The organism is Synechococcus sp. RC10B2 (assembly GCF_047502635.1).
The window spans coordinates 50867-63803 of sequence record NZ_JANSHO010000041.1; the positions used below are offsets into that span (position 1 = coordinate 50867).

Sequence of the window (12937 nt, forward strand, 5' to 3'; positions counted from 1 at the left end):
ACACTTACCCTGATGATTCAAGAGACCGCACCCTGGCTCTCGGAGGCGGAGGCGCGCGAGGTCGCCGAACAGGCGCACGCCATCGCCCGCGCCGTCGAACAGGTGATTCTGGGCAAAAGCGACACCGTGCGCCTGATGATTATCGGACTGCTCAGCGGCGGACACCTGCTGATTGAGGACATTCCCGGCGTGGGCAAGACGACGCTCGCCCGCGCCATCGCCAAAGCCATCGGCGGACAGTTCCGACGCATCCAGTTCACGCCTGACCTGCTGCCCGCCGATGTCACTGGCTCGGTCATCTACAACCAAGCGCGCGGCGCGTTCGAGTTCCACCCTGGACCTATCTTCGCGAACATCGTGCTGGCGGACGAGATCAACCGCGCCACGCCGAAAACGCAATCCGCGCTGCTGGAGGCGATGGAGGAACGCACGGTCTCCATCGAGGGCGAGTCGCACCCGCTGCCGCAGCCGTTTCTGGTCATCGCCACGCAGAACAACATCGAGATGGTGGGCACTTACCCGCTGCCTGAAGCGCAGATGGATCGCTTTTTCGCGCGGGCGTCGCTGGGCTACCCATCGCCCGAAGTGGAGACACAGATTCTGGAGTCGCGCCAACTGGATTCGCCGTTGGAACAGCTGCAGCCCGTGCTGACGCCTGACCAACTGATGGCGCTGCAGCAGCAGACGCGCCGCCTGTATGTCAGCCCTGCCGTGCGCCGCTATGTGGTGGATGTGGTGAACGCGACGCGCCGCCACCCGAAGGTGATGCTGGGCGCCAGCCCGCGTGCGTCGATTGCGCTGATGCTGGGCGCGCAAGCGCACGCGCTGCTCGCGGGCAGGCACTACACGACCCCCGACGATGTGCAGCAGATGGCGACCCCCGTGCTGGCGCATCGGCTGATGCTCCGCTCGGACACGACCAGCCCCACACGCGCTGAAAGCGTGATCCGCGAGATTCTGTCGCAAGTGCCTGTGCCGATTGGAGGCGACGCGCCGTGAGAGAGTATAAACTGACCGCGCTGATGGCGGCGACCTCGTTTCTGCTCTGTTCGGGGCTGATGACGAACAACCGCCAGATGTATTGGATGGCGAGCGTGCTGGGCGCGCTGATGGGAGGCGCGTACCTGCTGGTACGACGCGGCGCGCAGCCGACCACCGTGCAACGCCACTGCCCCACCGAGCTGATGGAGGGCGAAACCGTCGACGCGCAGGTCGCCGTCGCGACACGCGCACGCTGGGGGCTACTGTGGGTCAAAGCGGAAGAGACCGCCTCGGCGGGGCTTGCGGTTGAGCCGCTGCCGACCGAGCAGGACAGCCCCTTCGCAGGCGTGATGCACTACCGCCTCACTGCACTACGACGCGGGGCGCAACGGCTGGGTCCCGTATACCTCACGCTGTCGGATCCGTTCGGGCTGTTTATGCGCCAAGAGCGCGTGGACGACACGGCGGAGGTGCTGGTGCTGCCGCGCCCCGTTGTGCTGCCGCGCTGGAGTTGGGAAGGCGGCGGGCGCGGGCGGCTGATTGCCTCTACGATGCACGGCAGGCGCGGCGAGGGCACCGACTGGCACGGCGTGCGCCCCTACACCCCTGGCGACCCGCTGCGCCGTATCCACTGGCGCGCCACCGCCCGACACGGCAGCTGGCATGTCAAGGAGTTCGAGGTGAGCCAACTCGCGCCGACCGTGCTGGCGCTGGAGCAAGCCCCCACATGGCGCGCAGACGGCGAGGCGTACCCCGACTTCGACCAAGCGATACGCCACCTCGCGTGGATTATCCTCGAAGCGCCGCGGCAGGGCGTTTCGGTGATACTGGTCGGGTCGAGCATGCCCGAAGTGCGCCTAACGCCTGAACACTACACCGACCCGCGCGGGCTGCTGCGTCTCCTGGCGCGCATTCAGCCCGACGCCGACCACTCGATTCTGGACGACCTGCCCCGCCTGATCCAGCAGTACGGCGAGCGGTATCGAATCGCGCTGTTCGTCCCGCCGCAGGAGTACGCCGCGTTCCATACGCGCGTGCAGGGCTATCAGGCGCAGGGCTATGCGGTAGAGGTCTATGCGTGAGCCGTCGTCGGAGCCGCCTGCCAAGTGGACACTGTACGGCATCCCGCTGCAGAAGGGGATTGCGCTGGGCATCGGCGCGCCGCTGTACCTGCCGACCTACGGCAGCCCGATATGGTTCGACCCGCGCCTGTTCGCCCAAGACGAGGACGAATGGCGCGACATCGACTACCGCATGCCGACCGAGCCTGTGGAGGTAATTGGACTGGTGCGCGCGCTGGACGACATCCCGCCCGTGTTGGCGCCCTATGTGCGCATGGTGGGCTGGATTGTGGAGCAGCCGCCTGAGCCGCCCCTGCCGACCGTGCCCGTGCTGCTTGCGCCGAAGTTGCCCGCGCTGCTGCCCCCCGAAACGACGGTGGTGCTGGACGCGAACGCGGGTGTGGCGTACATCGAGCCGAGCGTCGCCGTGCTGGCGCGCTATCAGGCACAGGCGCTACGGGTGGCGACCCACACGCGCTACCATCTGGAAGGCGCGCACCTGCCCGTGCGCACTTGGGATAGCCGACCGATTCAGGTGGGAGCCATCGCCGCCGATTGGGACGCCGCGCCCCAAGTCGCGCAGGCGGGCGCGGAACTCGTGTGGCTGAACAGCGACACCCTACCCGAAGACATCCGCGCCACGGCGCACGCGCTGGGCGGCAAGCCCCTGTGGTTGCACCTGACCGAGCCCACCGCTCACGACGACGCCTTCTGGCAATCTTTACTGCGCGCCAGTGCCGAGTTGCACCTGACGCTGTTCGTGGCGCAGGCAGATGCGCTGCAAGAGGCAACCGACTCGTTGGCGGTTGCACGCGAGGCGTTGCGCACGGAGCATGTACCCATCGGCGCAGTGGAGGTCGGGCTGCTCGCGCGCGAGGCGTTGCCCGATGTGCTGGAGCCGCTGCCCTACGCCGTCGTCTGGCAGGTTGAGGCGTTGACGCAGGCGACGGCAGAGCGGCTGTGGGAGGCGCAAGCGACGGCGCGTGCGCTGGGTGTGCGCCGCACCGTCATCGTGCCCAACGCCGATACCGAGACGCTCGCTATCGCGCTGGGACTGGAGCCGCACACGCTGATTGTGCCTGCAGAAGCCCTTCCCGACGCCAAGACGCGCCTTGCGCGGCTCAGCGTCGCCGAGTGCCGCGAGTGGCTGCTGCTGCGCCTGCGCGATTGGACGAACCCTGCGCTGTGTCGTCAGCCCGAAGCGTGGCTGAACGCGCGCGCCCCGTAAGCGACTTGAGGTACAATTTCTCTGACGCGATGAATCGCCGATGGGTTGGCGCGACGCTGCTCAGCGCGGTGGGGTTTCTGGGGCTGGGCGCGGGCGCGCTTTTGTGGACTGTTAGCCGCGACGCGCCGTTCCCCAGCGGGGTGCAACTGGCGGGCTACTCGCTGGCAGGGGTGCGCCCCAGCCAGCTCAGTCGCCACTTGGAGACGCTGCGCGCCGTGCTTGCCGAGCAGCCCATCGTCGTCGCGCAGGCGCCCACCCGCGCCACGCGCCTCAAACAGTGGGGCGTCGAACTCGATACGGTCGCCACGCAGCAGGCGATTCTGGAGGCATGGGCGCGCGTGCCGCTGTGGGAGCGTCTGTTTGGCGCACCGCGCCTGCAGGTCGCCCCGCAGTGGGCAGCCATCCCCGAACTGTTTCAGGCGCAGCTGGAGCGCTACCGATTTCTGGAGCGCACGCCGCGCGACGCCCGCGTGCGCTTCGTCAACGGCGTCGTGGAAGTCGTCCCCAGCCAGTCGGGGCAGACGCTGGAACTGGAGCCAAGCCTGCAGAACCTGCTGGCTGCGCTGCGCGAGTTGCCCGCCGCGCAGACGCGATTCGAGCTGGCGATGCGCCCCACGCCCCCGCGCATCCCCACCGAAGCCGCCCGCGCGATTACAGGCGTCGTCGGCAGCTACACGACGCGCTTTCCGGGCTATCAGGTCTCGCGCAACCACAACATTCGGCTGGCAGCGAGCGCGCTCAACGGGCGTATCCTGCTGCCTGGCGAGCGGCTCTCGTACAATCAGGCGGTTGGCAAGCGCACGCTCAAGCATGGGTTCCGCCCCGCGCCTGTGATTCTGTATGGCGAGAAGCGGTTGGGCGTCGGCGGCGGTATCTGCCAAGTCTCCTCCACGCTGTATAACGCTGCGCTGCTTGGCGAACTCAAAATCGTGCGCCGCGCGAACCACTCGATCCCTGTGGACTATGTGCCCCTCGGACGCGACGCCACCGTGACCGATACAGGCATCGACCTCGTGATTGAGAACCCGCACGACCACCCCATCGCGATTGCGACCGAGTTGGGTCGCTCCTCGCTGACGATACGGATACTGGGGCAGCCTGTGGCGGGCAGGACGGTTGTGCTGAAGACCGAGCGCAGCCAGCCGAAATCGCCACCCATCACGCGCATCCCCGACCCGAACCTGCCTGTGGGCAAGCAGCGCGTCATCAAAAAAGGCGCAGCGGGCGTGCGCGTGATGCTATGGCGCGAAGTGTACGAAAACGGCGTGTTGGTCAAGCGCGAGCGCGTGGCGACCAGCGTCTATCGCGCCCAGCCGCGCGTGATTGCCGTCGGCACGAAGCAAGCGCCGAGCCAGCCGCCTGCGCCGACGCCTGATGCAGACGCCTCGCTGACAAGTCCGAGCGTTCCCGATGAGTGAAGCTGGCAGTGCGGGCGGCGCGCCGTATATAGATTGGTACCCCCCTCCTGACCGCTGGCTCCCTCGCCCGCGAGGGGGGCGCGGGGGATTATGGAGTGCGGAAGCGCAGCTTCCGCCCACGCTGAAGCTGACGCTTCAGCACTCCAAACAGGTCAGCGCACGGCTCACCCCTCTCCCACCCTGTGGGAGAGGGGCTGGGGGTGAGGGCAAAGACTGGGCGCATCCTGCACACAGCGAACCCAAGCGATGTGCCCTTGGCGAAGATTCCGCCCACGCTGAAGCTGACGCTTCAGCACTCCAAAAGAGGGTTAGGATGATGCAACGCGCCTACCGTCGCCAGCTGAAGGAGCGCGGCGCAGGGCGTCCGCCTGCACTGGCAGACATCCGCGACGAGCCGCCGCCCGTACCGCCCGCGCGCAGCGTGCTTTGCGCCAGCGACAGCAAATAGCCCTTCAGACGCTCCAAATCGCGCAGCTCCACAATCGCCAGATACTGCACCCCCTGATTGAACCGCACGCCGCTGACCCGATTGCGACGGCACAACTTCGCCAACTTGCCCGCAATCACCCAGTCGGCGGTCTTCTCGTCGATCTCGTCGCTGAGTAGCGGACCGATGCGCCGTATCCAAGTGTCCACAGGCTGCAGGTAGTGGTAGTCGCCTGGCTCGATTCGGCTCTCCAAGTCGTACAGGGCGACCATATCGCGCAGCACGAGCGCGCCGACCTTGGGTCCGATGCCCTTGATGTCAGTGATGCGCTGATGGATCGGCTCCACGCGCCCCGACTGCACAATCGCCTGCTGGATGTCCATCCAGATGTTGCCGATGGTGTCTTCGGCGTACAGGCGCGCAGCGTAGCCCGCCAGCCCTTCAATCAGCCCGCGGTTCAGCTGCTCGTTGATTTTGCGCTGGTTCTCTTGGCACACCTGCACAAAAGCGTTCCAGAGTTGTTCAGGCGCATTGCCCGATGCCAGAAACGCGCTGAAGTTCGCCTTGTCGCCCCGCAGCACTTTGTCCAGCGCCTGCAGCGCGAAGCCCGAATATTCCACGCGGTCGTTGCCCCGCTTGGCGAACGCATAGTAGCCCAGCATCGCGCGGAAGGCATAGTACGGGTCTGCCAGCGCGTCGCGCACCGCTTGACTGTCGGGCAGTTGGGTGCGCATCGCGCGCGCCAGCTGCGGATACAGCACCTCGCGCTGGAACCCTTCCGCCTTCTCGCCTGCCAGGCGGTTCAGTATCGCCTCAACCTCCATCATTGTGAACTTCGCCATGTCACGCCTCCTGTAAGTTTTTGATAGTTGTTGCCCCATAAAATCGCAGATTCCGCTGGTTAGACGGTTGGAACCTTCCTGGGGTTGCTGTCGGAGTCCCGCGCGTGGACTCCCATAGTTATTATACGGAAAATCGCGCGAAAAATTCACCCGTAGCGTAGGAAAGGCTCGCGTCGGCGTCGGAAGGCGTCCTCGTCGCGGGCGCAGCGCTGCAGGATGCGCTCAGGCTCCGCGCCGTCCATCAGCATCGCGTGCACCTCGCGGTTCGCCAGCAGCCCCAGCGACTTGTGCGCCTCCCATTCGCGCGGGTAGAGCTTGCGCAGGCAGTACGCCAGCCCGATCCCAAAGGCGAAGGGGCGCAACTGCTCGCGGTTCGTGATGAACACCGACACGCCCTGACACTCGACGCCCTTGTAGACGCTGCTGGTCGGGGTGAAGACCATCGGCACAACGCGCGCGCCTGCGCTGGTGGGCAGCTCGTTCAGCATCCCTGCCAGCGCGCGCCCGTCAATCCACGGCGCGCCGACCAGCTCGAAGGGGGTGTCCGTGCCGCGCCCGACGGACAGGTTCGTGCCCTCCCACACGCCGACGCCGATATACAGGAACGCCTGCTGCAGGCGGCGCATGTTCGGCGACGGGTTCGTCCAATACAGCCCACAGGCGTCGTAGGGCATGTGCCGCTTCCAGCCCTCGCAGGGAATGACTGTGAGGTCTGCGCCGATGCCGCGCTCCATGTTGAACATCTGCGCCAGCTCGCCGACGGTCATCCCGTGCCGCAGGGCAATCGTGTGGTAGGCGGTGAACGACAGGCGGTCGGGGTCGGCAAGCGGACCTTCCACCTGCCCGCCGATGGGGTTCACCCGATCCAGCACATAGAACGGGATTTTGCGCTCGGCGGCGGCTTCCATCGCCAGCCCCATGGTGGAGATGTAGGTGTAGTAGCGTGCGCCGATGTCTTGGATGTCGAACAGCAGCGCGTCCACACCCGCCAGCTGCTGTGGGGTAGGCTTTTTGCGCTCGCCGTAGAGGCTGTAAATCGGCAGCCCTGTGCGCTCGTCGACGCTATCGGGCACAGTCTCGTCCAGCTGCCCGCGAATGCCGTGTTCGGGGCTGAACAGCGCGCCGACCGTGATGCCCAGCCGTCGCAACAGGTCAATTAGCGGCTCGCGTGTGGCGGTCAGCCCCGTGTGGTTGGTGATCACGCCCAGCCGCGCCTTGCGCAACGGCTCCAGATGCGACTCCAGTCGGTCAATCCCGTTTCGAACCATGCCTGCGCCTCCTGCAAAATTGCGACGCGACTCCCTTCGCGAATGGCAGGAGGAGTATACCTGTCGCGCGAATTGTGGGGGCACTGGGGAGGCGTTCGCCATGACCGATCAGAAATTCGCTACGCTGAAGCGGAAGTTGCAGCAGGAACCGAACCACGCCGATGTGATGCGCTACTTCTTTGACCACTTCGCCGACCATCAGGCGTTTATCAAGATGAGCCAGCCCGTCTCGGACGAGCAGCGGCAGAAGGCGATTCACACTATGCTGCTGATTAACCTGCAGGTGCTGCTGGGCAAGCCGAATGTCGCGCTGATTAATCCGTTCGTTCTTGCCGTACCGAAGCACCGCTTGTTGCACGGCGCGTTTCTCACCGAGGGGATGAGTGTGGGCGCGTTCTTCTACTTCGAGGACATCGATTCGGGGCTGGTCGGCGTTTCGGGCGGGCGACTGGGCGACCAGCTTTTGACGGCGCGGTTCACGCTGGGGTTGCTGCCGCTCAGTACCGAATAGCCATCTGCAAGCCGCGCGCGTCGTGGGCAGGGTCGCCGAGGCACAGTTCCGACTTGCCGCGGATGTGGCGCAGCGCGCTCCATGCGAGGGCGCAGGCGTCCAGCAGGTCGTCGATGCCCGCGTGCGTGGGCGCGACCTTCTGCCGAAACGCCGCCATCAGGCTCGCCAGCGCGTCGCCCGACTCGCCCAGCGCGCGGCGCAGGGCGTCCATCCGCACGGCTTGCCCCGCTTCCGTGCGCTTCGGGGAGGCGATGGGCGCGCCTGTCATCGCCAGAAAGCTCAGCTCAGGGTGCGACTCCCACACCCGCGCCTGCAGGTCGGGGGTCAGTAGCGCGTCCAGCTCGCGGATGCGCGGGATCAGGTGGTACGCCTGCACGCTCAAGCCCTGCTCGCGCAGCGGCGCATACGACTCGGCGCACAGCATTGCGCGGGTCGGCGGGATGAACACACAGCAGGCGCGCCTGCCCAGCCGCTGGCGGGCAATCTGGTCGCAGGGACGCGCCCGCGCCCGACCCGACTCGTAGAGACCGATAGGCATATCTACCGCAATCGCCGCCGCGTCGAGATGTTGCTCCAGTATCGGCGCGAAGCGCGGGTGCAGCGCGTAGTCCAGCGTGAGGCGTCCGCCCGCTGCCTCCACAAGGCGCACTGCCAGCCAGCCTGCCCGACAGCCGTCTATGCCCAGCACAACGCGCGGGGATTCATGGGTGTCTCGTCGGTCTGTGCCCACTGCGCGGGTTAGTATACCAAGGCAAACGCGCAGAACTGCAGAAAGCCTATCCCTGCGCCGATAATGCCCGCTGATGCTACGCGGACTGTATGTGGCAGCCGAGGGAATGGCTGCCCGACAAAAAGCGCAGGACGCGATTGCCAACAATCTGGCGAATCTGAACACCACAGGCTTCAAGGCAGACCGCCCCGCCTTCGGGGCGGTCTACGAACGACAGATCTATCGCGTGCAGGGGACGCGCTCGCAGCCGATTGGCGCGCTTTCGGCGGGGGTAATCCTGCGCGAACTCTACACTGATCTGCAGCAGGGCGCGCTCACCACGACGGGCAACCCGCTCGATGTCGCCATCGACGGCGCGGGCTTTTTCGCGGTGCAGACCCCACAAGGCATCCGCTACACGCGCAACGGCGCGTTCCAACTGAACGCGGGCGGTATCCTCACCACCCGCGCGGGCGACCCCGTGCTGGGCGAGGGCAACCAGCCGATTCGTGTGCCCCCGAACGCGACCGTACACATCGGCGAGGACGGCGCGGTACTGGCGAACGGGGCGCGCGTCGGGCGACTGCTTATCGTGCAGGGCAACCTCGCCAAAGCGCCCGACGGCGACTTCATCGGCGCAGCGCAACCCATCGCCAACCCGCGCGTCGTCGCAGGCGCCCTCGAAGCCTCGAATGTGAACATGGTGCGCGAGATGGTCACGATGATCGAACTCATCCGCGCCTACGAAACGCACCAGAAAATCATCCACGCGCACGACAGCACGCTCGAACGCGCCATCAACGAACTACCGAAGGTATAGGAGGCAACCCGATGATACGCGCACTCCACACTGCCGCAGCGGGTATGGAATCGCAGCAGTTCAATATCGATGTGATTGCGAACAACTTGGCGAATGTGAACACGAACGGCTTCAAGACCGTGCGTGCGGACTTCGAGGACTTGCTGTACCAGACGCTGCGTCCTGCAGGGGCGACGGCGGCGGGGGGCGCGCAACTGCCCAGCGGCTTGCAGGTCGGGCTGGGGTCGCGCCCAGCGGCGACCTACGGGCTGTTCACGACAGGCGCGCTGCAGGTCACGGGCAACCCGCTCGATATGGCGATTGAGGGCGACGGCTTTTTCAAGGTGCTGCTGCCCGACGGCGCAATCGCCTACACACGCGACGGCGGGTTCAAAATGGACGCGCAGGGCAGGCTGGTCACCTCCAACGGCTACCCGCTGGAACCCGAAATCATCATCCCGCCCGACGCCGAACAAATCATGATCGGGCGCGACGGGGTGATTAGCGTGCGGCGCGGCGGACAAGACGGCGTCGAGGAACTCGGACAAATCACGCTCGTGCGGTTTGTGAACCCTGCGGGGCTGAATCGGATTGGCATGAACCTGTACCGCCTCACGCCCGCCGCAGGCGAACCGATTGAGGGCGCGCCGGGCACCAACGGCATCGGCAGCATCGCCAGCAGCGCGCTGGAAGCCTCGAATGTGCAAATCGTCGACGAGATGGTGCGCCTGATTATGGCGCAGCGCGCCTACGAGGTCAACTCCCGCGCGATTCAGACCGCCGACGAGATGCTCAGCGTCGCCAAGGACTTGAAGCGGTAATCACTCCCACTCAATCGTCGCAGGGGGTTTGGAACTGAGGTCGTACAGCACGCGGTTGACGCCAGGGACCTCGTTGCTGATGCGGTTGGCGACGCGCAGCAGCAGGTCCCATGGCAACTCGGCAGGCTCGGCGGTCATCGCGTCCTCGCTATGCACCACGCGCAGCACAATCGGGTACTGGTAGGTGCGCTGGTCGCCCATTACGCCGACGGAACGCACATCGGGCAGTACGGCGAACGCCTGCCACACGCGCTGCGCCCAGCCTGTGCGCGTGAGTTCCTCGTTCAGAATCGCGTCCGCCGCGCGCACAATCGCCAACTTCTCCGCCGTCACCTCGCCCAGCACGCGCACCGCCAAGCCCGGTCCAGGGAACGGCTGCCGCCACACGATTTCGGGGGGCAGCCCCAACTCCTGCGCGACGCGGCGCACCTCGTCCTTGAACAGGTAGCGCAGCGGCTCGATGAGTTCCATGCGCATCCAGTCGGGCAGCCCGCCGACATTATGGTGCGTCTTGATTTTCGCCGCAAGGCGCGTGCCGCTCTCGATGACATCGGGGTACAGCGTGCCCTGCGCCAAGTAGCGGCACTGCCCAATCGCGTCGGCATGCTCCTCGAACACGCGCACGAACTCCTCGCCGATGACCTTGCGCTTCTGTTCGGGGTCGACGACGCCTTGCAGTCGCTGCAGGAACCGCTCGCGGGCGTCCACGAAAATCAGGCGGCTGGGGAAGTGCTGCGTGAACAGCGTCCGTACCTGCTCCGCCTCGCCCGCGCGCATCAGCCCGTGATCGACGAAGATGCAGGTGAGTTGCTCGCCGATGGCGCGTTGCACCAGCGCGGCGACCGTGCAGGAGTCGACGCCGCCGCTGACGGCGCACAGCACGCGCTCGCTGCCCACCTGTGCGCGGATTCGGGCGACGCTCTCCTCGATAAAGTTGCGCATCGTCCAGTCGCCCTTGCAGCCGCACACCGCATACAGGAACTGGCGCAGCAGGTGCATGCCGAACGGCGTGTGCGCCACTTCGGGATGGAACTGCACGCCGTAGAGATGTCGCTGCAGGTCGCCCATCGCCGCGACGGGCGTGTTCTCGGTCTCCGCCAGCACGATAAAGCCTGGCGGGGGCGTCTGCACCATGTCGCCGTGGCTCATCCAGCAGGTCAGGTGGAAGTCCAGCTGCTCGAACAGCGGTTCAGCATGCACGACGGTCAGCAGCGTGCGCCCGTACTCGCGCTGCGCGGCGGGCTGTACTGTGCCCCCCAGCAGATGCGCCATCAACTGATGCCCGTAGCAGATGCCCAGCACGGGGATGCCCAGCATGAACAGTTCAGGGTCAACGCGCGGGGCATTCGGCTCGTAAACACTTGCGGGACCGCCCGACAGGATAATCCCCTTCGGTCGACGGGCACGCAGGTCAGGCAGAGGCGTATCATACGGCAGAATCTCGCAGAACACATTGCACTCGCGCACGCGCCGCGCAATCAACTGCGTGTATTGCCCGCCGAAGTCCAGAATCGCGACCTGCTCGTGCGCGCCGATTGGGGTCTCCATCGGGCAATAGGATACCATGCAATGCACGGGCGGCAGGGGTGGCACAATCGCCGTCGACGCCGCATAGCAGGAATCCCCGTGCCCGCGCCGAATGCCCATAGCGCCATGCTACGCACGATATTCGGCTTCGAAATGCCGACGCGCCTGCTGTTTGGGCAGGGCGCAGTGGAGAACTTGGGCTTCGAGTGCAGTTTGAACGGTTGGGCAAGCGCGCTCATCGTCACGGACGCGGGCGTCCACGCGGCGGGTCTGACGCAGCCTGTGGAGGCGCAGTTGCAGGCGCAGGGTGTGCGCTACAGCCTCTACACGGGCGTCGTGCCCAACCCCACGATTGAAAGCATCGAGTCGGCGGTTCCCGACGCGCAGGCGGTCGATGTGGTGATTGCTGTCGGCGGAGGCAGCGTGATGGACAGCGCGAAGCTCATCAACGCCATCCGCACGCATGGCGGGCGCGTGCGCGACTACGAGGGCACGGACACCGTCCCCGCGCCGTGCAAGCCGCTGGTCGCTATCCCTACTACGGCGGGCACGGGCAGCGAGGTCACCTTCATCGCGATGTTCACCGACGCGGGCAAACGCCAAAAGATGCCCGTGCTGAGTCGCCACCTCGCGCCCCACTTGGCGATTGTCGACCCCGAGATGACGCGCAACCTGCCCCCCGACGCCACGGCGCAGACGGGGCTGGACGCGCTCACACACGCTATCGAAGCGATTGTCGACCTGCAGGCGAACCCGTTCTCGGACATGCTGGCGTTCGAGGCGATACGGCTGATCACGCGCTACTTGCCGCGTGCCGTCGCCGACGGGGGCGAGGACATCGAAGCGCGTGGGGCGATGGCGTTCGCCGCGACGATTGCGGGTGCAGCGTTCAACAACAGCATGGTCGGGCTGGCGCACGCACTGGCGCACGCGCTGGGCGGGCTGTATAACCTCCCGCACGGGCTGTGCTGCGCGCTCGCGCTGCCTGTGGCGATGCACTTCAACCTCGAAAGCCGACGCGAGCGGTTCGAGGAAATCGCGCAGGTGATGGGCTACGCGCATGTGCAATCGGAGGTCGTGCCGATGCCTGGCGCCGTGGTGCAAGGCGGCGTGTGGGACAAGACCTTCACCGCCGAAGACGCCGTGCTGCGCGTGCGCCAACTGATGAGCGAAGTCGGGCTGCCCGCGCACCTGATCGATGTCGGGGTGGAGGTCTCCGAAAGCGACTTGGAGACGCTTGCCGACCTGACGCTGGCGGACGGCTCGATTCTGTTCAACCCCGTCTCGCCGACGCGCGAGCAGGTGAAAGACCTGCTGCGCCATATCGCCACCTACACGGAGTGAA

12 protein-coding genes are annotated in these 12937 nt (G+C 66.1%); 8 read left to right on the forward strand and 4 right to left on the reverse strand.

All coding sequences use genetic code 11. The features are described 5' to 3' along the window. Nucleotides 1-12 precede the first annotated feature (12 nt). The 4 genes from NW855_RS04950 to NW855_RS04965 are packed head-to-tail and all read left to right on the forward strand — an operon-like array spanning nucleotide 13 to nucleotide 4688. Nucleotides 13-999 carry an AAA family ATPase gene (locus NW855_RS04950; RefSeq protein WP_414508461.1) on the forward strand — a complete coding sequence of 329 codons (987 nt, stop codon included), beginning with the start codon at nucleotides 13-15 and terminating at the stop codon, nucleotides 997-999. Continuing rightward, on the forward strand, nucleotides 996-2063 hold the full coding sequence (locus NW855_RS04955) for a DUF58 domain-containing protein (protein WP_414508462.1): 1068 nt from the start codon (nucleotides 996-998) through the stop codon (nucleotides 2061-2063). Before NW855_RS04950 ends, NW855_RS04955 begins: the two co-directional genes overlap by 4 nt. After that, on the forward strand, nucleotides 2056-3270 hold the full coding sequence (locus NW855_RS04960; protein ID WP_414508463.1) for a hypothetical protein: 1215 nt from the start codon (nucleotides 2056-2058) through the stop codon (nucleotides 3268-3270). The genes NW855_RS04955 and NW855_RS04960 overlap by 8 nt, the downstream gene beginning before the upstream one ends. A gap of 29 nt (nucleotides 3271-3299) precedes the next feature. After that, the gene (locus NW855_RS04965; protein ID WP_414508464.1) at nucleotides 3300-4688 is read left to right on the forward strand and encodes a VanW family protein; all 1389 of its coding nucleotides are present in this window, start codon (nucleotides 3300-3302) and stop codon (nucleotides 4686-4688) included. A 327-nt stretch (nucleotides 4689-5015) separates the two neighbouring features. Here the strand turns inward: NW855_RS04965 and NW855_RS04970 are convergent, their stop codons facing one another. After that, on the reverse strand, nucleotides 5016-5957 hold the full coding sequence (locus NW855_RS04970; RefSeq protein ID WP_414508465.1) for a hypothetical protein: 942 nt from the start codon (nucleotides 5955-5957) through the stop codon (nucleotides 5016-5018). A 146-nt stretch (nucleotides 5958-6103) separates the two neighbouring features. Beyond that, nucleotides 6104-7225: an exo-beta-N-acetylmuramidase NamZ domain-containing protein gene (locus NW855_RS04975; protein ID WP_414508466.1), complete on the reverse strand. Its 1122-nt coding sequence runs from the start codon at nucleotides 7223-7225 to the stop codon at nucleotides 6104-6106. 100 nt (nucleotides 7226-7325) lie between these two features. Between NW855_RS04975 and NW855_RS04980 the strand changes: the two genes are divergently transcribed. Further along, nucleotides 7326-7736, forward strand: coding sequence for a hypothetical protein (locus NW855_RS04980; RefSeq protein WP_414508467.1), 411 nt, complete (start codon nucleotides 7326-7328; stop codon nucleotides 7734-7736). On the opposite strand, the gene NW855_RS04985 is transcribed toward NW855_RS04980, so the two are convergent. Then, nucleotides 7723-8466 carry a DUF429 domain-containing protein gene (locus tag NW855_RS04985; protein ID WP_414508468.1) on the reverse strand — a complete coding sequence of 248 codons (744 nt, stop codon included), beginning with the start codon at nucleotides 8464-8466 and terminating at the stop codon, nucleotides 7723-7725. The two genes, NW855_RS04980 and NW855_RS04985, sit on opposite strands and share 14 nt — an antisense overlap. 73 nt (nucleotides 8467-8539) lie before the next feature. On the opposite strand from NW855_RS04985, the gene flgF reads away from it, so the two are divergent. Together flgF and flgG are read left to right on the forward strand one after the other, a co-directional pair. After that, nucleotides 8540-9265, forward strand: a complete 726-nt coding sequence (gene flgF, locus NW855_RS04990; RefSeq protein WP_414508469.1) for a flagellar basal-body rod protein FlgF — start codon at nucleotides 8540-8542, stop codon at nucleotides 9263-9265. Between the two features lie 11 nt (nucleotides 9266-9276). After that, nucleotides 9277-10065: a flagellar basal-body rod protein FlgG gene (gene flgG, locus NW855_RS04995; protein ID WP_414508470.1), complete on the forward strand. Its 789-nt coding sequence runs from the start codon at nucleotides 9277-9279 to the stop codon at nucleotides 10063-10065. On the opposite strand, the gene guaA is transcribed toward flgG, so the two are convergent. After that, entirely contained in the window at nucleotides 10066-11613 is a 1548-nt protein-coding gene (guaA, locus tag NW855_RS05000) for a glutamine-hydrolyzing GMP synthase (protein WP_414508471.1), read from the reverse strand. It lies immediately after the preceding gene. A gap of 78 nt (nucleotides 11614-11691) precedes the next feature. Here guaA and NW855_RS05005 point away from each other — a divergent pair, with 78 nt between their 5' ends. Beyond that, nucleotides 11692-12936: an iron-containing alcohol dehydrogenase family protein gene (locus NW855_RS05005; RefSeq protein WP_414508472.1), complete on the forward strand. Its 1245-nt coding sequence runs from the start codon at nucleotides 11692-11694 to the stop codon at nucleotides 12934-12936. The last annotated feature ends 1 nt before the right edge of the window (nucleotide 12937 follow it).